General features: G+C 72.0%; 23 protein-coding genes. 21 read left to right on the top strand and 2 right to left on the bottom strand.

Annotated features, from left to right (window positions below; genetic code table 11):
* Nucleotides 1-4 precede the first annotated feature (4 nt).
* The 3 genes from AB0958_RS07865 to AB0958_RS07855 all read left to right on the top strand — a co-directional run bounded on the left by AB0958_RS07865 (nucleotide 5) and on the right by AB0958_RS07855 (nucleotide 3846).
* A complete protein-coding gene (locus AB0958_RS07865; RefSeq protein ID WP_366889450.1) occupies nucleotides 5-2323 on the top strand; it encodes a LuxR C-terminal-related transcriptional regulator in 2319 nt (772 codons plus the stop codon).
* 15 nt (nucleotides 2324-2338) lie between these two features.
* Entirely contained in the window at nucleotides 2339-3259 is a 921-nt protein-coding gene (locus tag AB0958_RS07860; protein ID WP_366889449.1) for an MEDS domain-containing protein, read from the top strand.
* A 104-nt stretch (nucleotides 3260-3363) separates the two neighbouring features.
* On the top strand, nucleotides 3364-3846 hold the full coding sequence (locus tag AB0958_RS07855) for an ATP-binding protein (protein ID WP_366889448.1): 483 nt from the start codon (nucleotides 3364-3366) through the stop codon (nucleotides 3844-3846).
* A 54-nt stretch (nucleotides 3847-3900) separates the two neighbouring features.
* Here the strand turns inward: AB0958_RS07855 and AB0958_RS07850 are convergent, their stop codons facing one another.
* A complete protein-coding gene (locus AB0958_RS07850; RefSeq protein WP_366889447.1) occupies nucleotides 3901-5628 on the bottom strand; it encodes a glycosyl hydrolase family 18 protein in 1728 nt (575 codons plus the stop codon).
* A 192-nt stretch (nucleotides 5629-5820) separates the two neighbouring features.
* On the opposite strand from AB0958_RS07850, the gene AB0958_RS07845 reads away from it, so the two are divergent.
* The 14 genes from AB0958_RS07845 to AB0958_RS07780 all read left to right on the top strand — a co-directional run bounded on the left by AB0958_RS07845 (nucleotide 5821) and on the right by AB0958_RS07780 (nucleotide 17215).
* Nucleotides 5821-6750: a hypothetical protein gene (locus AB0958_RS07845; RefSeq protein WP_366889446.1), complete on the top strand. Its 930-nt coding sequence runs from the start codon at nucleotides 5821-5823 to the stop codon at nucleotides 6748-6750.
* Nucleotides 6751-6842: 92 nt separating this feature from the next.
* Nucleotides 6843-7547 (top strand): Flp pilus assembly protein CpaB, encoded by a 705-nt coding sequence (cpaB, locus tag AB0958_RS07840; RefSeq protein ID WP_366889445.1) that lies wholly within the window; start codon nucleotides 6843-6845, stop codon nucleotides 7545-7547.
* 12 nt (nucleotides 7548-7559) lie between these two features.
* On the top strand, nucleotides 7560-8792 hold the full coding sequence (locus AB0958_RS07835) for a P-loop NTPase (protein ID WP_366889444.1): 1233 nt from the start codon (nucleotides 7560-7562) through the stop codon (nucleotides 8790-8792).
* Between the two features lie 191 nt (nucleotides 8793-8983).
* Entirely contained in the window at nucleotides 8984-9313 is a 330-nt protein-coding gene (locus AB0958_RS07830; RefSeq protein WP_366889443.1) for a pilus assembly protein, read from the top strand.
* On the top strand, nucleotides 9310-9702 hold the full coding sequence (locus AB0958_RS07825; protein ID WP_366889442.1) for a TadE/TadG family type IV pilus assembly protein: 393 nt from the start codon (nucleotides 9310-9312) through the stop codon (nucleotides 9700-9702). The genes AB0958_RS07830 and AB0958_RS07825 overlap by 4 nt, the downstream gene beginning before the upstream one ends.
* Nucleotides 9699-11036: a CpaF family protein gene (locus AB0958_RS07820; protein ID WP_366889441.1), complete on the top strand. Its 1338-nt coding sequence runs from the start codon at nucleotides 9699-9701 to the stop codon at nucleotides 11034-11036. Before AB0958_RS07825 ends, AB0958_RS07820 begins: the two co-directional genes overlap by 4 nt.
* Before the next feature lie 4 nt (nucleotides 11037-11040).
* Complete coding sequence (locus AB0958_RS07815) at nucleotides 11041-11985, top strand: type II secretion system F family protein (RefSeq protein ID WP_366889440.1); 945 nt, start codon at nucleotides 11041-11043, stop codon at nucleotides 11983-11985.
* Between the two features lie 12 nt (nucleotides 11986-11997).
* A complete protein-coding gene (locus AB0958_RS07810; protein WP_366889439.1) occupies nucleotides 11998-12885 on the top strand; it encodes a DUF5936 domain-containing protein in 888 nt (295 codons plus the stop codon).
* A gap of 276 nt (nucleotides 12886-13161) precedes the next feature.
* Nucleotides 13162-14319 carry an ATP-binding protein gene (locus AB0958_RS07805; protein ID WP_366889507.1) on the top strand — a complete coding sequence of 386 codons (1158 nt, stop codon included), beginning with the start codon at nucleotides 13162-13164 and terminating at the stop codon, nucleotides 14317-14319.
* A gap of 23 nt (nucleotides 14320-14342) precedes the next feature.
* Complete coding sequence (locus AB0958_RS07800) at nucleotides 14343-15098, top strand: response regulator transcription factor (protein ID WP_366889438.1); 756 nt, start codon at nucleotides 14343-14345, stop codon at nucleotides 15096-15098.
* Between the two features lie 93 nt (nucleotides 15099-15191).
* Complete coding sequence (locus AB0958_RS07795) at nucleotides 15192-15377, top strand: hypothetical protein (RefSeq protein ID WP_132891207.1); 186 nt, start codon at nucleotides 15192-15194, stop codon at nucleotides 15375-15377.
* On the top strand, nucleotides 15374-15958 hold the full coding sequence (locus tag AB0958_RS07790) for a pilus assembly protein TadG-related protein (protein WP_366889437.1): 585 nt from the start codon (nucleotides 15374-15376) through the stop codon (nucleotides 15956-15958). The genes AB0958_RS07795 and AB0958_RS07790 overlap by 4 nt, the downstream gene beginning before the upstream one ends.
* A gap of 35 nt (nucleotides 15959-15993) precedes the next feature.
* Nucleotides 15994-16578 carry a hypothetical protein gene (locus AB0958_RS07785; protein WP_366889436.1) on the top strand — a complete coding sequence of 195 codons (585 nt, stop codon included), beginning with the start codon at nucleotides 15994-15996 and terminating at the stop codon, nucleotides 16576-16578.
* 7 nt (nucleotides 16579-16585) lie between these two features.
* Complete coding sequence (locus AB0958_RS07780) at nucleotides 16586-17215, top strand: OmpA family protein (protein WP_366889435.1); 630 nt, start codon at nucleotides 16586-16588, stop codon at nucleotides 17213-17215.
* Nucleotides 17216-17221: 6 nt separating this feature from the next.
* On the opposite strand, the gene AB0958_RS07775 is transcribed toward AB0958_RS07780, so the two are convergent.
* Complete coding sequence (locus AB0958_RS07775; protein WP_366889434.1) at nucleotides 17222-17584, bottom strand: DUF192 domain-containing protein; 363 nt, start codon at nucleotides 17582-17584, stop codon at nucleotides 17222-17224.
* Between the two features lie 134 nt (nucleotides 17585-17718).
* Between AB0958_RS07775 and AB0958_RS07770 the strand changes: the two genes are divergently transcribed.
* Genes AB0958_RS07770 through AB0958_RS07755 form a run of 4 tightly spaced genes read left to right on the top strand, consistent with a single transcriptional unit; the run spans nucleotide 17719 to nucleotide 20582 of the window.
* Nucleotides 17719-18030 (top strand): hypothetical protein, encoded by a 312-nt coding sequence (locus tag AB0958_RS07770; protein ID WP_366889433.1) that lies wholly within the window; start codon nucleotides 17719-17721, stop codon nucleotides 18028-18030.
* Complete coding sequence (locus AB0958_RS07765; RefSeq protein WP_366889432.1) at nucleotides 18027-19304, top strand: hypothetical protein; 1278 nt, start codon at nucleotides 18027-18029, stop codon at nucleotides 19302-19304. Before AB0958_RS07770 ends, AB0958_RS07765 begins: the two co-directional genes overlap by 4 nt.
* 14 nt (nucleotides 19305-19318) lie before the next feature.
* Nucleotides 19319-19924, top strand: a complete 606-nt coding sequence (locus AB0958_RS07760) for a hypothetical protein (protein WP_366889431.1) — start codon at nucleotides 19319-19321, stop codon at nucleotides 19922-19924.
* 10 nt (nucleotides 19925-19934) lie between these two features.
* The gene (locus AB0958_RS07755; RefSeq protein WP_366889430.1) at nucleotides 19935-20582 is read left to right on the top strand and encodes a hypothetical protein; all 648 of its coding nucleotides are present in this window, start codon (nucleotides 19935-19937) and stop codon (nucleotides 20580-20582) included.
* Nucleotides 20583-20612: the final 30 nt, after the last annotated feature.

Here is a 20612-nt window from a genome sequence, read left to right as displayed (position 1 = left end):
GATCATGGGCGGACCGGCGCCGAGCGGGGGCTGCCACCTGCCGGTCGAGACGACCAGCTTCGTCGACCGGCGGGACGAACAGGCCGCCGGCCGTGAGCTGCTGGCGAAGGCCCGCCTCGTCACGCTCACCGGCCCCGGCGGCGTGGGCAAGACCCGGCTCGCCACGCACATCGCGGCCCGGGTCGCCCGCGCCTTCCCCGACGGCGTCCGCCACGTCGCCCTCGCCGGCCTGCGCGACCCGGAACTCGTCCCGCTGGCCGCGGCCGACGCCCTCGGACTGCACGACCACTCCGCCCGGCCGCCCCTGGACGCGCTCGTGGCGCGGCTGCGCGACCGCCGCCTGCTGCTCGTCGTGGACAACTGCGAGCACCTGCTCGCCGCCTGCGCCGGTCTCGCCGCCGCCCTGCTGCACGGCACCACCGCGGTCCGGGTCCTCGCCACCAGCCGGCACCGCCTCGGGCTCACCGAGGAACACCTCCTGGAAGTGCGGCCGCTGGCGGTCCCCGACCCGGACGGGGACCTCTCGGCGCCCAGCTCCCACCCCGCCCTCGCCCTCTTCGCCGACCGTGCCGCCGCCGTGCTCCCCGGTTTCCGGCTCACCCCCGCCAACCGGGCCACCGTCGCCCGGCTGTGCCGTCGCCTCGACGGGCTGCCCCTCGCCATCGAACTCGCCGCCGTCCGGATGCGCGTCCTCGGCCTCGACCAGCTCCTGGCCCGCCTCGACGACCGCTACCGGCTGCTGACCGCAGGCAGCCCCGCGGCCCTGCCCCGCCACCAGACGCTGCGCGCGGCCGTCGACTGGAGCCATGAGCTGTGCACCGGTCCTGAGCGGTCGGCGTGGGCGCGGCTCTCGGTGCTGGCCGGCGGCTTCGACCTGGAGACGGCCGAAGCCGTCTGCCACGACCTGCGCCCGCCGGACGTCCTGGAAGCCGTGGCCGGACTGGTCGACAAGTCCGTCCTCACCCGCGAGGAGGCCCCGGCCGGCGGCCCCGCCCGCTACCGGCTCCTCGACACCCTCCGCCAGTACGGCCTCGACCGGCTCCGGGAACGCCCCGGCGAGGAGGCCGCCGCCCGGCTCCGGCACCTGAACCGGGTCCAGGAACACGCGGCCGCCTGCGAGGCGGCCTGGTTCGGGCCCGGCCAGCGGGAGACCGTCGCCCGGCTCCGCGCCGACCAGGACAACCTGCGCGCCGCCCTCGACTTCAGCCTCGCCACCCCCGGCCGGGTGCACGCCGGGCTGCGGCTCGCGGGCACCCTCTGGTTCTACTGGCATGCCTGCGGAGCCCCGCGCGAGGGCCGCCACTGGCTCGACCGCGCCCTCGCAGCCAACCCCGAGCCGACCCCCGAACGCGCCCGTGCCCTCTGGGTCTCCGCCCTGCTCGCCGGCAGCCCCGAGGACCTCACCCGGGGCCTGCGCCGGGCCCGCGAGGCACGTGCCCTCGCCGAGCGGCTCGGCGACCCGGCGGAAGCCGCCCACGCCGACTACGTGATCGGGGTCGTGCAGCTGTTCGCCGACGACCTGCCCGCCGCCCGCGCCCACTTCGAGACCACCGTCGCCCGGGGGCCCGTACCCGGCCAGCACCTCAGCCTGCACGGCCTGGACCTGGTCGAACTCGCCTGTGCGCACGCCTTCCTGGGCGGCGCCGAGCGGGCCGTCGCCGTCTGTGCGCGGGCCGTGCGGCTCTGCGAGGCGCACGGCGAGGACTGGGTCCGCTCCTACGTGCTGCGCATCCTCGCCCTCGCCCACGCCGTCCGCGCCGACTGGCGCCGGGCCGAGCCGCACGCCCGTGAGGCGCTGCGCCGCAAACTCGACGTCCACGACGTGATCGGCATCGGGCTGACCCTGGACCTGCTCGCGAGGATCGCCGACGGACTGGGCGCCGCCGAGCGCACCGCCGTACTCCTCGGCGGCGCCGACCGCGTCTGGTCCGACATCGACCGCGACCGCTGGGGCTCCATCGCCCTCAACTCGGTCCGCCGGGCCTGCGAGGAGCACGCGAGGACCGCCCTCGGGCCGGACCGGTTCGAGGCCGCGTACGACAGGGGCGGCGCGTCGGCTCTGGAGGAGATCGTGGCCTACGCGCTCGACGAGCGGCCGCCGGGGCCCCGGACGCGCCCGGAGCCGGGGACGGCTCCGGTCCGGCTCACGCGCCGCGAGACCGAGGTCGCCGAACTCGTCGCCGAGGGGCTCGGCAACCAGCAGATCGCCGACCGCCTGGTGATCGCCCGCCGTACCGCCGAGGGCCACGTGGAACGCATCCTCGGCAAGCTCGGCTTCCGCAACCGCAGCCAGATCGCCGCCTGGGTGACCGCCCGGCGCTGACGCAATGGAGACCCGATGAGCAGCAGTACGAGCGCCCGCCCCGCCGCGGCCCAGGGGCGGTTCGACCACCGGATGGCCGTGTTCGGCTCGGACGACGCGTTCCTCGCGGCCGCCCTGCCGTTCCTCGCCGAGGGCCTGGCCGCGCCGGACGAGCCGCCGCCGGTCGCCATCGCCGCACCGGCCCACCTGGCCGTCCTGCGCGACGCGCTCGGCACCGACGCCAAGGACGTCGGTTTCATCGACCACACCGACTGGTACACCGGCACGGCCGCCAACGCCGTGGCGCAGGGCGCCGGTTTCCTCGCGGCGAACGCCGGACCCGGCGGCCGCGTCCACCTGCTCATGGAGCCCGACTGGGCCGGACGCGCGGGCCGTTCGGTCCGGGAGAGCGCCGAGTGGATCCGCTACGAGTCCCTCGCCAACCTGCTGTTCGCCCCCTTCGCCACCACGGCCATGTGCGCGTACGACACCCGGACGGCCGGCGACGCCGTGGTCGACGCGGCCCGCCGTGCCCACCCCGGCACCGGGGTGTACGAGCAACCGGAGGTACTGGTGAAGGAGTTGGACGCCGTGCCGTTGGCGCCGTCCCCGCGGTCGGCCGTCCGGCTGACGGCGGTGGAGGGGGTGCGGGACTGGGCCGCCGGGCAGGGGCTCGCGCCCGCGGAGGCGGAGCTGTTCACGCGGGCGGTGGCCGAGGCGGCCGAGGCGCACGGACCCGTCATCGAGTTCCTCGCCTGGGGCGAGGCCCCGGGCTGCGTCTGCGAACTGCGGCTGTGCCGGGCCGTGGCGGATCCGCTGGCCGGGTTCGTGCCGCCGGGCAGCGGGGACCCGGAGCCCGGGCAGGGTCTGTGGTTCACCCGCCAGGTGTGCGCGTACGTCGACGTGCGGGACGGGGTGATGGGCGACGGGGCGAGGATCCGCGTCCAGTACGCGTGAGCGGGACGCCGTACGCGCGTACTGCCGAGGCTCCCCGTACGCGGGTACCCGATCAGGTATTCCTCCCCCTGTGCGGGGAGCCGGTCACCGGCACGCTGGACGGCATGCTGCAACCCTTCGGTGGCCGGCTGCCGGACACCGGCCCCCCGTACGCCGCGTATCCGCAGCCCCCGACCCGGGCCGGGCATCTGAGTGTCGAGTACGAGCCGCGTCCGACGGCGGCGGGCGACGCCCGGGCGGCGGTGCGGCGGCAGCTGGAGGAGTGGGGGCTGGCCGACCAGGACGACGTGGCGTACGTGTGCGAGCTGCTGGCCGGCGAGCTGGCGGCGAACGCGCTGTGCCATGCGGCGAGCCGCTTCCGGCTCACCCTGTCGGCCTCGCACGGACTGCTGCGCTGCGAGGTCACCGACGAGGACCGCCGCCCGCCGCGGGTCCTGGACGCGGGCCTCGCGGAGGGCGGCAGGGGGATGTACCTGGTGGACGCACTCGCCCGGCGCTGGGGCTGCCACCAGGAAGGGCCGGGCAAGACCGTGTGGTTCGAGCTCGGCACCTGCGGGTGCGACGGCTGCGGTCGGCGGCAGCCGTAGCGCCCCGCGGCCCCGGTCCCGGCGGCGCGCTGGGCCGCCGGGAACCCTCAGCCGTTACGGCAGGGCGTGCACGTGGGCGCCCACCGAGGACGACCACGCGTTCCCGGCGGACGCGTCCCAGTTGGTCGACCAGGTCATCGCACCGCGCAGGGCGGGATACGTCGTCGACGGCTTGAAGGAGCCGCAGTTGGTGCCCTTGGTGAGGCAGTCCAGCGCGTTGTTCACCACGGTCGGCGACACGTAGCCGCTGCCCGCCGCGCTGGTCGAGGCCGGCAGACCGAGACCCACCTGGGACGGCGCGAGCCCGCCCTGCAACTGGATGCAGGCCAGCGCGGTGAGGAAGTCCACCGAGCCCTGGCTGTACACCTTGCCGTCGCACCCCAGCATGGAACCGCTGTTGTAGTACTGCATGTTGACGACGGTGAGGATGTCCTTGATGTTCAGGGCCGTCTGGAAGTACGCGTTGGACGTCGACTGCATGTCGATCGTCTGCGGGGCCATGGTGATGATCAGCGACGAGCCCGCCTTCGCCGACAGCGCGCGCAGCGCCTGGCTCATGTAGGTGGCGTTGAGACCGTTCTCCAGGTCGATGTCGACGCCGTCGAAGCCGTACGTCTGCATCAGCGCGTACACGGAGTCGGCGAAGTTCGTGGCGGACGCCGAGTCGCTCACCGAGACCGTGCCGTTCTGGCCGCCGATCGAGATGATCACTTTCTTGCCGGCCGCCTGCTTGGCCTTGATGTCGGCCTTGAACTGGTCGACGGTGTAGCCGCCGAGCCCGGCCGAGTCGAGGCTGAAGCTCACCGCGCCCGGGGTGCCGGTCGCGTCCGCGAAGGCCACGGCGACGATGTCGTACGAGGACGGCACGTCCGAGATCCTCTGCACGGTGGCGCCGTTGTTGAAGTTCTGCCAGTAGCCCGTGACCGCGTGCTTGGGCAGGGCGCCGCCGCCCCCCGTGCCGGTCGCGGTGGTCGTCGCCGTCACCGCCGCCGACTTCGCCGACTCACCGGCCGAGTTCGTCGCGGTGACCTGGAAGGAGTACGACGTCGAGGCCGCGAGTCCGGTGACGGTGGCCGAGGCGCCGGTGACCGCCGAGACCTTGGCGCCGTTCTGGTAGACGTTGTAGCCGGTCGCGCCGGACACCGCGCCCCAGGACAGGGACGCCGAGGACGACGTCGTACCGGAGACCGCGAGGCCCGCGGGGGTCGCCGGGACGGTCGGGCCCGGTCCTGAGCCGCCTCCGCCGTCGGGGCCGTAGACCGAGACGTCGTCGGCGTAGTAGGCGGCCTGGCCGTACCAGCCGTGGGTCCAGACCGTGACCGAGGTGGTCGAGGAACCGGTGGTGAACGTCGTCGAGAGCTGCTTCCAGGACGCGGAGTCCGGGGTCCAGGTGGAGACGTCCGTGGTGCCGGTGCCGGTCACGCCCAGGTAGGCGTAGCCGCCCTGCACCCAGGCGCTCAGCGTGTAGGTCGAGTTGGCCTTCACCGCGACCGTCTGGCCGCACTGGGCGTAGTCCTGCCCGGCCGGGGTCGCCTTCAGCGCGGCGCTGCCCGAGTGGACGGGGGAGGAGACCGTCGTGCCGCTGCCCGCGGAGCAGGTCCAGCCGGACAGGCCCGACTCGAAGCCGGGGTTCTTCGCGTTGTTGACGTCGGCGGCGGAGGCGGGGGCGGCGGTCAGGCCCGCCATCGCGAGGGCCGTGGCGAGGGTGGCCACGGCCGACCAGGTGCGGAGGCGTCGCCGTCCGGTGCCGGGGGACGCCGGTCGGGGGATGAGTCTGGGCATGACAAACAAGTTGGTCCAGACCAATTCTCCTGTCAATAGGTCCAGACCAAATTTCGTACCGCCTCAGGCCCCGGTCATATGCTCAACCTGTCCCGATTTGGAGCTGGTTGTGTGGTCACAGATCCCAGACAGCTGCACAAACGCTGTTCTCCGGCCACAGAGGCGTGGTTACAGTGCTGAGGTAGTCACGCAATGAAGTCGTCCCGGCTCTCTGGAGTAACACCGGTGAGCCGCCGGGGTGTGAAGAGCGGGGAGCTGCGCGTGCCAACTGCCATTGCCGTGACCAGCGCCGACATGGCGCTGCCGGTGCAGGACGAGCGGACCATGCCCGCGATCGTCCTGAAGGACCTCGACAAGCGCCCGCTCGAACAGACCCTCGCCGAGTTCGTGGCCCTCATCGAGCAGTACGGACATGTGGTCGTCGTGTACTCCGGCGCCGTGCCGGACACCGTCACCCGGCGCCTGCACACCCTGCGCTCCCTCCTGGAGAGCGACCGGATCGCGCTCTTCCGCCCGGACCTGCCACCCCTCGGCATCGCCGTGCTGGCCCGGCAGTTGCGGCAGCTCGCCACCTGCGACCTCAGCCCCGGCGTGCTCGCCTCGGCCGGCCGGCTGCTCACCCACTACCTCCACTGCGGCGCCGTCCTCGGCTCGGTCGCCAAGCTGGACCGGGTCCCGGTCACCCTCAAGGCGCACGCCAAGTCCTGGGTGCCCGGAACCCAGTTCGCGGTCGTCGCACACCCCGAACCGCAGCTGGTCCGCGTCGGCCCGGACGCCGTGCTGGGCGGCCCCGAGTTCAGCACCTGGCTGCTCGTCGCCAGGGGCCAGTTGCAGTCGGACTGGATCGGCGGCCTCGCCACGTCCTGGGGCGCGCACGGCCTGCGCGAGACCCCGCTGCCCGCCGAGTCGGCCCAGTGGTGGGGGACCGGCCGGCTGATCGAGTTCACCAGCTACCTCGCCGACCTGTCGGTCCTCTACCAACTGGTCACCTCCGTACGGCAGACCAGCTGTCACTGGTGCGGCATCGACGTCATCGGCGACCGCTGCGTCTTCTGCTCCGCCACCCCGCCCGTCTACGATCCGCCCGCGCCCCGCGCCCTGGAACAGCGCATGCCCGCCTGACGGCCGGGGCGGCGGCCGCCCCGGACGAACCCGTACCGCCCACCGCACGGTTCCCCCACTTCCTCCGCTTCCCCGATGAGGTCGCACGGTCCATGAACTCCCGTCAGCGCCGCGGCGTGATACTCCTGATCCTGTCGGTGCTCTGCGCGCTCGCCGCCTTCGCCGGCGTGCTCTCCGTCATCGACGACGTGAAGTCGCAGGTCGGCCCCGAGGTCACCGCGTACAAGGTCCGGTCGGACGTCAAGCCGTACACGACACTCACCGCGGGACAGTTCCAGAAGGTCGAGATGCCCAAGCGGTGGCTCTCCGCCAACGCCGTCACCAGCCTCGGCGAGATCCAGGGCAAGATCGCGGTCACCACGCTGAAGAAGGGCTCCCTGCTCCAGACCGACATGGTCGTCGACCAGCCCGAGCTGAAACCGGGCGAGCAGGAGGTCGCCATCATGATCGACGCGGCCACCGGCGTGGCCGGCAAGATCACCCCGGGCGCCCTGGTCAACGTCTACGCCACCTTCCAGGGCAAGCAGGCCAGCGCCCCCGACCAGTCGAAGATCATCGTGACCAACGCCCGGGTCCTGGACGTCGGCGCCCAGCTCAGCTACGTCGACCCGGCGGACCGCAACCAGCAGCCCACCGACGCCGTCCCCATCACCTTCGCGCTGTCCACGCTCGACGCCCAGCGCCTCACCTACGCGGAGTCCTTCGCCCAGCGGGTCCGGCTCGCCCTGGTCGCCCCCGGCACCACGACCAGCGTGCCGGACAAGGACCGTACGTACGAACTCGCGACGGACAAGTGAGAGGCGCCTCGCATGCCCATCAGGATCCTCCCCGCCGTCGGTGACGCGGACTCCGCCCGGTCCCTGGTCTCCCTGCTCAGCCAGCTCCCGGACGCCGAACCGCTGGCCCCCGTCGTGGACTCCACCCAGCTCGTGGACCTGCTCGCCCGGTTCGCCGCCGAGTCGGTCGACGAACTCCCCGAGGTCGTCGTCGTCCACGAACGCATCGGCCCGGTCCCGGCCCTGGAACTGATCCGCGAGGTCGCGCTCCGCTTCCCCGCCGTGGGCGTCGTCCTCGTCACCACCGACACCAGCCCCGGCCTGTTCGCCGCCGCGATGGACTCCGGCGCCCGCGGCCTGGTCGGGCTCCCGCTGGGCTACGAGGAACTGGCGGGCCGCGTGCAGGCCGTCGCCCAGTGGTCCACGGGCGTACGACGGCACCTCGGCCACGGCGCCGACGTCCTGGCCGGCGTCGGCGGGACCGTCGTCACCGTCAGCGGCGCGAAGGGCGGCACCGGCGCGACCCTGGTCGCGGTCCAGATCGCCCTCGCCGCGCAGGCCTCCGGCCACCCCACCGCCCTGGTCGACCTCGACCTCCAGACCGGGGACATCGCCTCCTACCTGGACGTCCAGTTCCGCCGCTCGGTCGCCGACCTCGCCGCGGTGGGCGACATCTCCCCACGCGTCATGGCCGAGGCCGTCTTCCGCCACGACTCCGGGCTGGCGCTGCTGCTGGCGCCCGCCGAGGGCGAACGCGGCGAGGAGGTCACCGACCGCGCCGCCCGCCAGATCCTCAGCGCCCTGCGCTCCCGCTACGAGGTGGTGGTCGTGGACTGCGGCGCCCAGCTCGGCGGGGCCGGGGCGGCGGCCGTGGAGACCGCGGACCTGGCCCTGCTGGTCACCACGCCGGACGTGGTCGCCGTCCGCGCCGCCAAGCGCACGGTGCGGATGTGGGACCGGCTGCAGATCCGCAAGGCGGAGGAGACCACGGTGGTGGTGAACCGGTACACGAGGGCCACCGAGATCCAGCCGGCCCTGATCCAGCGGATCACCGGGACGGCGGTCGCGGGCACCCCGGTCCCCGCCAACTTCAAGGAACTCCAAGGGGCGGTGGACGCCGGGCGGATGCACGAGCTGGACGCGCGCAGCACCGTACGGCAGGCGCTGTGGGCGCTGGCGGGGGAGCTGGGGCTGCTGCGGACGGGGGAGCGGACGGTGCCGCGCAGGGCGTCCGTGGGATTCCGGCGCCGGAAGGAACTGCCGTGAGGGGGCGTGCGGGGCGTCGGTCGGGTGCGGCCAGGCGGGGGTTGCCCGCGCAGTTCCCCGCGCCCCTAGAAGCAGGGCGCCACCGTGAGCGCCCCCTCAGGGGCGCGGGGGACTGCGCGACCGGCCCCCACGCACCCGCACCCGACCGGCGACCGCGCGACGGCGGCCAGGTCTCCATCGAGCTCATCGGCATGACGCCGGTCATCATCCTCACCCTCGTCCTCGTCTGGCAGGCCGTCCTCACCGGCTACGCCTTCACCCTCGCCGGGAACGCCGCCGACGAGGGCGCCCGCGCCGGCACGGCCGTGCCGCGCGGCGAACGCTTCGGCGTCTGCCAGGCCGCCGCCCTGAAGGACCTCTCCGGCGCCTGGCGGGAGGGCGCCACGGTGGACCGCTGCGGCGGCACCGGCACGGTCGTCGCGGACGTCTCCCTGCGCGTCCCGGTCCTGTTCCCCGGCACGATCGACTTCCCGGTCACCGTGCACGGCCACGCCGGCACGGTGGAGGAGGTGAAGCGTTGACGAACCCCCGTCCGAACCCCCCACCGGACTCCCGTCGGCGGCCCCGCGACCGCGGCCAGGTCGCCGTCGAGTACCTCGGCTTCGTCCCGATCCTCCTCGTCGTCGGCCTGGCCGGCATCCAGCTCGGTGCCGTCGCCTACGCCGCCGAGCAGGCCGGGACGGCGGCCCGGGCCGGTGCCCGCGCCGCCTCCCTGCAACAGGACGTCGGCGCCGCCTGCGCCGGCGCGGTCAGCGGCGGGATCGACGTGAGCTGCGCCTCCTCCGGCGGCGGCGACTCCGTCACCGTCACCGCCACCGTCCACATCCCGAAGATCGTCTGGGACCTGGGCAACGCCACCAAGTCCGCCACGATGCCCGTCGACCACGGAACGAGGAGCACGGCACCATGAGCCTGCGGGCACGCATCAACTCCCCCGAGGAGAACGGCAGCCGGGGCGAGGACGGCCACCTGGTCTCCTCGTACCGGGCCAAACTCCTGGAGGAGATCGACCTCGCGGAGATGAGCGCGCTGGCCGCCGCCGAGCGCCGGGCCCGTCTCGAACGCGTCCTCGGTCACATCATCAGCCGCGAGGGCCCGGTCCTGTCCACGGTGGAACGCTCCCAGCTGATCCGCCGCGTGGTCGACGAGGCACTGGGGCTCGGCATCCTGGAACCGCTCCTCGAAGACGCGTCGATCACCGAGATCATGGTGAACGGCCCCGACGCGATCTTCGTGGAACGCGGCGGCCGGGTGGAGCAGCTGCCGTTGCGCTTCGTCTCGGCGGACCAGCTGATGCAGACCATCGAACGGATCGTCTCGACGGTCAACCGCCGCGTCGACGAGTCCAACCCCATGGTCGACGCCCGCCTGCCCTCCGGCGAACGTGTCAACGTCATCATCCCGCCGCTCTCGCTCACCGGCCCCACCCTCACCATCCGCCGCTTCCCGCGCTCCTTCACCCTCCAGGAGCTGATCGGCTTCGGCTCGCTCGACGAGCCCATGGTGTTCCTGCTGGCGGGCCTGGTGCAGGCGAAGTCCAACATCATCGTCTCCGGGGCCACCGGCACCGGCAAGACGACCCTCCTCAACGCCCTCTCCGGCCTCATCCCCGCCCACGAGCGCATCATCACCATCGAGGACTCCGCCGAACTCCAGCTCCAGCAGTCGCACGTGGTCCGCCTGGAGTCCCGGCCCGCGAACGTCGAGGGCAAGGGCCAGGTCACCATCCGCGACCTCGTCCGCAACTCGCTGCGGATGCGCCCCGACCGGATCGTGGTCGGTGAGGTCCGCGGCGGCGAGTCCCTCGACATGCTCCAGGCCATGTCCACCGGCCACGACGGGTCGCTCGCCACAGTCCACGCCAACAGCGCCGAGGATGCCCTGACCCGGCTCCAGACGCTGGCCTCCATGTCGGACGTCGAGGTCCCCTTCGTCGCCCTGCACGACCAGATCAACAGCGCCGTCGACGTCATCGTCCAGCTCACCCGGTTCGCCGACGGCGCCCGCCGGATCACCGAGATCGCCGTACTCGACAGCCACGGCAGCGAGCCGTACCGGCTGGCGACCGTGGCCCGTTTCGACGCCCTGCCCATGACCCACGACGGCCGGGTCCACGGCGCCTTCCAGTACTTCCCGCTCCCGCGCCGCACCGCCGACCGCCTCTACATGGCGAGCCAGCCGATCCCGCAGGCCTTCGGCGTGGCCCAGCACCTCGACCAGCTCACCACCCGAGAAGCGAGGTAGCCCCATGCCTCTGCACGACCTCGTCACCCTGACCACCGGGGTCACGCTGCTGGCGTGTCTGCTGGCCGTGGTGGGCCTGCACAGCTACGCCTCCGGCCGGGCCCAGCGCGCCGCCCTGGTGGACCGCCTCTCCGGCACCGGTCAGGTGCCGCTGTCCGGCCGCCGGCGCCGCTTCCGCACCCTCGACCGCCGGCTGCGCGGCACCGGGGTCGGCCGCCGCCTCGAACTCCGCCTCGCGGCCACCGGCCTGGACGTGACGCCCGGCGAGTTCTTCGCCTACATGCTGGCGGCCGTCGTGGCCCTCTGGCTCATCGGCCAGGCCGCCCTCGCCCCCTTCTTCGGCCCGATCGCCGGCCTGCTCGGTGTCTTCGCCGCCGTCCAGTTCCTCAACTGGCAGCGCCAGAAACGCATCGAACGGTTCATCGGCCAACTCCCCGAACTCGCCCGCATCCTCGCCAACGCCACCCACGCCGGCCTCGCCCTGCGCACCGCGATCGGCATGGCGGCGGAGGAACTGGAGGCCCCCGCGGGCGAGGAACTGGGCAAGGTCGCCGACCAGCTGGCGATCGGCCACTCCCTGGACGACGCGCTCGGCGAACTGGCGGAACGCCTCCCCTCCCGTGAACTGGTCGTCCTCGTCACCACCCTCGTCCTCTCCAACAGGGCGGGCGGCCAGGTGGTGTCCGCCCTGCGCAACCTCACCGAGACCCTGGAGGAGCGCAAGGAGACCCGCCGCGAGATCCGCACGCAGCTGTCCCAGGTGACGATGACGTCGTACGCCGTCCCCGTCCTCGGCATCGGCGCCCTGTTCCTGATGAACGGGGTCAAGAGCGGCACGCTGGACCGCATGACGGGCTCCGCGCTCGGCCAGGGAGCGGTCGTCATCGCCTTCGGCCTGTACGCGGTCGGCTTCGTCCTGATCCGGCGCCTGAGCCGGATCGACGTGTAGGGGGTCGTGAAGATGGCACTGCTCCTGGCGCTCCTGATGGCCCTCGGCGTCTACGGGGTGTTCGCGGGCGTCCGCATGTACCGCGCGGAGGTCAAGCTCCCCACCGACCTCGCGACAGCCCTGGAGATCGGCGCCACCCGCACCGGCGCCGCCAACTCCCTCATCGACCGCATGGGCATGCGCTACGCCCCCGCGGTGCTCCGCCTGATGGGGCCGCGGCTGGTCGCCAAGTACCGGCGCAAGATCGACCTGGCGGGCAACCCCGGCGGCCTCACCATCGACCGCTACGCTGCCCGCCGCGCGGTCTACGGCGCGCTCGGCGGGACCGGCTTCCTGGTCTTCCTCCTGCGCGGCCAGTACCTGATCGCCCTGGTCCTGCTCCTGTTCGGCGCGTTCTGGACCGAGGTCGGCATCTGGTCGGCGATCCGCGTCCGCAAGGACGTCATCGAACGCACCCTGCCGGACTTCCTGGACGTCCTCGCGGTGGTGGTGGGCGCGGGCCTCGGCTTCCGCCAGGCGCTGGACCGGGTCGCCACGCACTACGAGGGGCCGTGGGCGGACGAACTGCACATCACCCTGCGCCAGATGGACCTGGGGATGAGCCGCCGCCAGGCCTTCACGGAGCTCAGGAGGCGGAACGACTCGGAACAGGTCGCGATGTTCGTGACGGCGCTCCAGCAGGGCGAGGAACTGGGCGCACCGATCGTGGACACCCTGGTCGCGCTGGCCAAGGACATGCGCCGCACGGACGCCCAGAACGCCCGCCGCAAGGCGGCCCGGGCGGTCCCGAAGGCGACGCTGATGATCACCACGTTCATGGTCCCGGCGACGATGCTCCTGCTCGCGACGGGACTGCTGCTGGGCTCGGGCATCAACTTCGGGTCGGTCACGGGGAAGTAGACGGGGGTGACTACGACCGTGCCGCCGAGGGAGGCAGACGAGCGGGCCGGGAGGGCCGGAAGGGCCGAGTGGGCCGAGTGGGCCGAGGGGGACGGGCGGGCCGAGAGGGCCGGGCGGGATGGGCGGGCCGAGAGGGCCGGGCGGGATGGGCGGGCCGAGCAGGCCGGGCGGGATGGGCGGGCCGAGCAGGCCGGGCGGGATGGGCGGGCCGAGCAGGCTGGGAGCGGTGGGGGCGGCGAGCGGGGGACGAAGGTCGAGGTCCGGGCACTCCAGGCGATGTGCCGGCAGGTCTTCGGCTTCCGGCTCGCGATGATCGCCGTGGCCACCCCCGCGGCTCTCCTCAACGCCACCCCCGGCCTCGGCGCCCGCCTGGTCGGCTCGGCGGTGGTCGTCACCTTCATGGTCTCGTACGTCCTGTTCCGGGACTGGCAGCGCTTCGGCCCCCTCCTCCTGCGCCACCCCGCCCTGCTGGCCGTCGACGCCCTCTTCGGCTCCCTCCTCCTGGTCTCGGCGGGCCCCGACACCACCCTGGCGTACGTCAGCGTCTGCACCCCGCTCCTCGCCGGCCTCCTCTACAGCTGGCGCGGAGCGGCCGTCTTCGCGTCACTCGAATCCCTGATCCTGCTGCTCGTCCAGGCGACCCTGCGGCACCACACGGTCGTGGCCGAGTCCCTCCTGCTGCCCGGCCTCTGCGTCATCACCGGCGCGATGGGCTCGACCCTGCGCACGCTGATGCTCCGCTTCGGCACCGCCACCGAGGCGCTGGCCGAGACCAGGGCCCGGCTGGCCGCGACGGAGGCGGTGAGCGCCGAACGCGTCCGGCTGGCCCGCGAGATGCACGACACGGTGACCAAGACCCTGTACGGCGTCGCCCTGATCGCGGACGGCCTCGCGCAGTCGGCGGCCGCGTCCCCGGACCGCCTGGACCCGGCGCTGATCGGCCAGCAGGCGGATCTGGTGGCGAACGCGGCCCGCAGGGCGGCCGCCCAGTCCCGTGACCTCCTGACGGACCTGCGCGCACAGCCGGACGGCGCAGCCCCCGACGTCCTGCCTCAACTCAGCGCGCTGGTCTCCGACTTCACCGCACGCACGGCCCTCCGCGCGACGTACGACGGCCCGGCCACTCCCGTCCCGCTGCCCGCCGCCACCTCCCGCGAGCTGCTGAGCATCGCGGCGGAGGCGCTGGAGAACGCGCACCGTCACGCGCGGGCCACCCGGGTCGACGTACGCGCCGAGACGAACTCGACCCACCTGCTGCTGACGATCCACGACGACGGCCGGGGGCTCCCCGCGGACGCGACGCCCGAAGACCTGGGCCGCGCCGGGCACTTCGGCCTGCTCGGCATGACGGAACGGGCGGCGTCGGTGGGCGCCCGCATCGAGCTGTCGGTGGACCGGGGCACGGAGGTCCGAGTGGAGCTCCCCCTGCCATGACGGAGACGAGAGGAGGCCCCTCGATGCCGCAGCCCCCCTTCCCGGAGCAGGCGGACCCCCCGCCGCCGGCCCTGCGCGTCCTGGTGGCCGACGACAACCCGGTGATCCGCGCGGGCCTCACGACGATCCTCTCGGCACCGGACGACCTCACGGTGGTGGCCGAGGCCGAGGACGGCCGCGCGGCGTACGAGGCGGCCCTGCGCCACCGCCCCGACGTCATCCTCCTCGACGTCCGCATGCCGGGCGTCGACGGCATGGCGGCACTGCCCCATCTGGTCAGGCTCGCCCCGGTCATGATGCTGACGTACAGCGACGAGACGGCCCTCGTCCAGGAGGCCGTACGCCTGGGCGCCGCCGGCTACCTGGTCCACGGCGAGTTCACCACCGCCCAGCTGACCCAGGCGGTACGGGACGTGGGCGCGGGCCGACCGCACTTCACACCGACGGCCACAAAGGCGTTGCTGGCGCACATCAGGAACGCTGCGACTGCACACCGGCAAGAAGAACTAAAAGACTCCCGGGGTAATTTCTCTCCCCAAAGAGCTTCGCACATGCAATCAAATGTGAGACAGTCTACCCAGTCCCGGTTTCAACTGAGCGGCAGGGAGGCGGAGATCATGGACCTCATAGCGACCGGCATGGACAACCGGCAGATCGCCGCCGTCTGCTTCATCAGCGAGAAGACGGTCAAGAACCACATCAACCGCATCTTCGCCAAGCTCCACACCACCACCCGCGCCCAGGCGACGGCCAAGTGGCTGGGGGTGAGCTGCGGATGAACTGGGTCCGGATTTGGGTCCTGAGACCCTCCACCGAAGGGTATGTTCCGCCGTACGGTGCCACGATCGGTACCGAACCCGGAGGGGAGCACCATGAGCGACCTGATGTTGAGGATGCTTGTTGCGATGCAGCGGCGCGCCGACGACCGGGGGCAGACCGCGGTCGAGTACCTGGGAATCATCGCGGTGGTGGTGGCGATCGTGCTGGCGGTGACCGGAACGAGTATCGGGAACGCGGTGCTGCAGGCCATCCTGAACCAGATCGCCAAAATCGTGTGACACGCGTCCGTCGTTACGGCGACTCCGGGCAGGCCTTCCCCATTTACATCACCGTAGTGGGCGGCCTGCTCTTTCTCGCGTTCGCCTACCTTGCGGTCGGTCAGGCCGCGGTGAACCGGAACGGCGCCCAGACGGCCGCCGACGCGGCGGCGCTCGCCGCGGCCGTGAACACCCGTGACGAGCTTGCGGACCAGTGGGTGAAGGACGTACTCGACCCGACCAAGTGGCAGGACATATTCAACGGCAACGTGTCGGTGGCCGACTCCTGCTGGCGGGCCACCGAACTGGCGGCACAGAACGACGCGACGGCCCAGTGCACGCCCGAGCCTCCGCTGAGCTACAAGGTCGACGCCGAGACGAACAAGACCGTCGGGGACTCCGTCGTGCCCGGTACGGAGAACATGAGGTCGACGGCGCACGCCACCGCCGTGATCGATCCGCTCTGCACGTTCACGCTGACGGGCACGGCGGGCGTACTGCCCGAACTCACCTGCAGGGATCGGAACTGGACCCTGGACCCGACCGATCTCACGCATCTCCCGGGCCCCGAGGACCTCTTCGACGTCCACCTGGCCGACTGACAAGCGAATCGACGAGTGAAGAAAGAAGCGGAGCGATGAGCATTCGGTGCACTGCGACGGCTCGCAGGGGGATGGTGGCGGTGGCCGTCGCAGCAGGTCTGGCTTTCGGCGTGGCCGGATGCGGCGGCGGTGGTGACGGCGGCGACAAGAAACCCGGCGCGTCGGCTTCGGCCTCTCCGAGTGGTGGATCCCAGCCGAGTGCGCAGGAGGGGCAGTCCGCGGCCCCCCTTGCCGAACTCCAGGGTCCTTCCGGCCTGGTCCTTCAAGTGACCTCCGCTGTCCGGGACTCTGGCGGCTTCCTCACCGTCAACGCGAACCTCAAGAACGACGGCTCCCAAATGGTCGTCGTCCCTGTGGCTCTGCGGGGCGACGAGACCGAGATTGCACGCCACGACACGTCGTTCGGCGGCGCCACTCTGGTGGACTCCAAGGGGAAGAAGCGGTACTACGTGCTTCGGGACACGGACGGCCGTCCGCTCACCACGACCGGACTCACGCAGATCCAGGCCGGCCAGACCATCCCCGTCTTCATGCAGTTCCCCGCACCCCCCGCCGACACCACCGACGTGACCCTCCAGCTCCCCACCTTCTCCAGCGGCACGATCAAGATCTCCGGGTGAGGCCGCAGTGACCACACCACGCCTGCCCCTGACCCTGGGCGCCGCCACGCTCCTCCTCGTCACGAACTTCTACGGCGCGACGGCCGCCCGCGCCGACGGCGGCGCCCCGAGCGTCCCCCCGGGCACCGAGCCCTCCGCCTCCGCCCCGATGAAGATCGACCCGACCGACCCCGACCTCAAGCTCCCCGAGGGCGCCACCCTCGCCGCGCCCAAGGTCCTGGACATCAAGTCGGTCGTGGAGGACCAGAGCGGTGACGAGCGCAGGGAGGACACCAACGCGGACGTCACCTTCGCCCTCCAGGCCGAGGTGCTGTTCAGCAAGGACAGCGCCAAGCTGAGCGACGCCGCGAAGTCGCGGATCTCGGCGATCGCGGACGAGATCAGGAAGCAGAACGCGACCCAGGTCCGCGTCTTCGGCTTCACGGACAACCTGGGCTCCTCCGCGCACGGCGACGTCCTCTCCCGCCAGCGCGCCAACGCCGTACAGGGAGTCCTGGACCAGGACCTGAACGACCCGAACGTCACCTTCGACGTGCGCGGTTACGGCGAGCAGTACCCGATCGCCGACAACTCCACGGAGGAGGGGCGCAAGAAGAACCGCCGGGTGGAGGTCACGTTCCCGAGGACGGACGGCTGACCGGGGTCACCGCACCTCGACGCCGACCCGGGCCCCCTTCACCACGCCCCACCCCGCCATGGCTCCGGCCTCCGCCTCCAGCACGTGCCGGGAGCGGAGGCGGGGCAGTCCGAGGCGTCCCGGTGGCATCGTGCGCACGGCGATGACGGTCAGACGGCGGTCCAGGTAGGCGACGTCGATCGGCATCCGCATACGGAAGGTGTGCACGCTGCCCGCCGGTGTGAGCAGCATCGCGCCGTCGATCGAGTCGCGTCCCAGCAACCCCTTCGTACGCGCCCGGTACGAGGCCGCGATCTCCAGCGGAACACCGACGGGTTCGCCGTCCCCGTGGATGAGCAGCAGCCCACGCCCGTCCCGCCAGCGCCCCACGCCCGCCCCCTTCCACGGTGATGACGCAGGCGATCGTACGGCCTGCCGAGTTCCGGGGCAGGCATGTCACCGAAGCTCAGTGGCGTCGTTGAACGGATCATGGGAGCTCCGGCCCCGTCTGAAGAGGGGCGCACATGGCGGATCGGCTGAAGGTCGACGGCACCGAGCTGGACCGGTTCTTCAAGGACCTGAGGAAGGCGCGGGAGTCGTTCACGGCCGTGCGGAAGGTGCTGCACGATCCGGGGGTCGAGGGCCTCGGCACGGATGACCTGGACAAGGCCTGCGACCGGTTCCAGGAGGACTGGCGGCACGGAGCCGAGGAGATCGCCGAGCAGATCGGGGAGCTCGCCGACATCACGCGGAAGGCGAAGGACGACTTCCACGAGGTGGACGTGGCGCTGGAACGGGCGTTGGCGAAGGCGCGCCGGAAGGGCGGGGCCGGATGACGGGGCGAGTGCCGGGGCGGGGTGCGGGCGCGGACCGCTGTCCGCATCTCGGCTTCGACCCGGCGCCCGGTGACACGGACCTGGTGCGAGACCTGCACCGCAAGCTGTCCGACTGCGCCAGGGAGATGGAGAGGGCCCGCGCGAAGGTCACGAAGCTGATGAACGGCAGCTACTGGGAGGGGGACGCGGCTGTCGCCTTCCGGGAGCGGTTGGAGGGCGGTCCACTGCCGCTCACTCTGGACGACGGCGCCCGCTCCGTCGGCGAGGCCGCCGGGCAGCTGGATCTGTGGGCGGCCGAACTGGAGGAGTTCCAGCGGCGGGCGAGGAAACTCGACGGTGAGGCGAAGGACGCGCGCGAGGCGCTGCGGCGGGCCCGGGACCACGCTGAGGGGGCCGACCACAGGGTCGCGGCGGCGCAGGGCGACCTGGACGAGGTACTGCGGCGCGCGCGTTCCCTCGCGGGCGAGCACGAGGAGACCGCGCGCAAGCGGGCCCGGTACATCGGCGACGCCGCGTACAGGTCGGCGCCGCGCGAGCCGGGCGCGTGGGACAGGTTCACGGACTGGGTGGGCGACAACCTGCCGGACATCCTGAGCGCGTGCGCCGCGGTGCTGGGCGTGATCGCGCTGCTGGGTCTGACGGCGATCGCCCCCTGGATGCTGTTCCTGGCGGCAGGCCTGCTGAGCGCAACGGCCTTCACCCTGCGCGTCGGCGACCCCGAGGTCCTGGCGTCCCTGGAGGACGGCTTCACGAAGGGCGAACTGGACATCGACTTCTGGGGCAACCTGCTCGGCACGGCAGGCGACTTCCTCGGAACCCTGCCGGGGCTGGGGGCGGTGGCCAAGGGAACCATGAAGGCTCCCGAGCTGCTGTCCGCCACTGCGGGAGCGGTCGGTGAGACCGACGAGGCGCTGACTCTCGGGCAGAGAATCGCCAGGGCCGGGATCAGAACGGGGACCTCGATCAAGACCGTGGGCGTCTCCATCCGGACAGAGGCCGAGGCGGCCGAGGGCGCTGTCAACCTTCTTTCCCATCCTCGTGTGTTCGGTGGACGACTGGCACCGATCGTCGAGAGGGTGGACAAACCGGCGACCGTCATGGGGGCCGGTACCGCCGTCTACGGCGTCGCGAGCAGCTTTGTCGACGCCTTGGACAACGACACGGCCAAAACTCTCACCAGTTTCCTCGACGGGCCCAGAACTCTCGCGGTCGACGTCCCGGCGACCGCGGGCGCGCTCCACTTCCTGCTCCGTGGTGCGGGTGAAGCGCCATGAGCGGTGGTGGCTACGTGATCGACGACTCCGCCCGAAGCCCGGACGCCGACGTCTGGTTTGCGATGCCCCCGGGATTCGTGCCGATGCCACTCCAGGAACTGACGACGGCGGCACACGAGCCGGCACGGACGGCAGGACCGCTGACCAGTCTGGGCCCGGTTCTTCGGCTGGCCCGACTCCTCCTGGAGGCCGGGGCGGTGCACTGCTGCTTGGGGCTTCACGCGGACGACCAGACGGACGGCGGGCCACTGCTGTCGATCTTCACGCTTGCCTGGCGGGCCACCGAATGGGCTCCACGCAGTATCCTCGCGGCCCGCGCGGCAACCGCCCCCGAAGAGGCGGAGCACCTCGAAATCCTGGACCTGCCGTGCGGTCCCGCCGCGCTCGTGCAGACAAGAGTGGACGTGCCCTCGGAACTGGGCCTCGACGCACCAGGTGGCCTGCTCCAGGTCACGGCACGCGTACCGTGCCTCGACGGTCGGCGCATCGCGATCCTCTCGCTGGCCACGACGGCTGTCGAGCACGCCCGGCACTACCGCGATCTGCTCAGGGGCATCGCCGCCACAGTCAGCTTCGAAGACCCACTGCACCATGTGTCCGATGTGCCCGACAAGGAGTGATATGCCATCCATGCATCACTTGACGGCCTGGGACGATCCCGCGACCCGCCGCGCCTGGGCGAAGCTGGTCAGCTGGGCGTTTCTGGGCCAGGCTCTGTGGCCCGTCGCGTGGCTGGGCCTGCTGGCCTGGTACGTGGTCATGTCGATCAGCTGGACGCTGTGGTTCTTCTTCGTCCCCCTGCTCTATACGTTCTACCGGGCGTTTCTCCAGCCTGCCTACATCTCCTTTGCTTTCCGCGCCCGGCGGTTGCTGCGCGCCTACCCGTGGCAGGTGCTCGAGGAGCCCGAGAGCGGAATCGGTGAAGTCCCCGGGGCTACAGCCGGGGACGTCTGGGTGCGTTTTCCCGACCCCGAGCGTCCGGACGAGACACTGCCGATGATTCTCCAAGCGCACGCGCGGTCCATGTGGTGGCGACGGCGCCTCGGACGCGGTTACGCCACCGAGAAGACCGCTCAGGTCAGGCTGGTGTGGTTCGCTGGCGACCCGCGCTTCGCCGTTGTTGTCGCCGCTCCCGGTCCCCGGCGGTTCTACGTGATCCGACAGCGCCCGACAAATGATCAGGGCGTCGCCCATGTCCGCGGGGCGAGTCCGGCCGCCGTGGACCGTGCCCGCCGCGCGGGAGTCTGTCTACCGGATCCCAACTCGCCCCTCTCGTGAAGTCCGGCCCCCCAGAATACGGAGTTGCCG

It is taken from the genome of Streptomyces sp. NPDC006655, assembly GCF_040703965.1.
GTDB lineage: Bacteria > Actinomycetota > Actinomycetes > Streptomycetales > Streptomycetaceae > Streptomyces.
The sequence above is the reverse complement of the archived record's forward strand: the minus strand, read 5'-3'. Positions and strand labels throughout refer to the sequence as shown.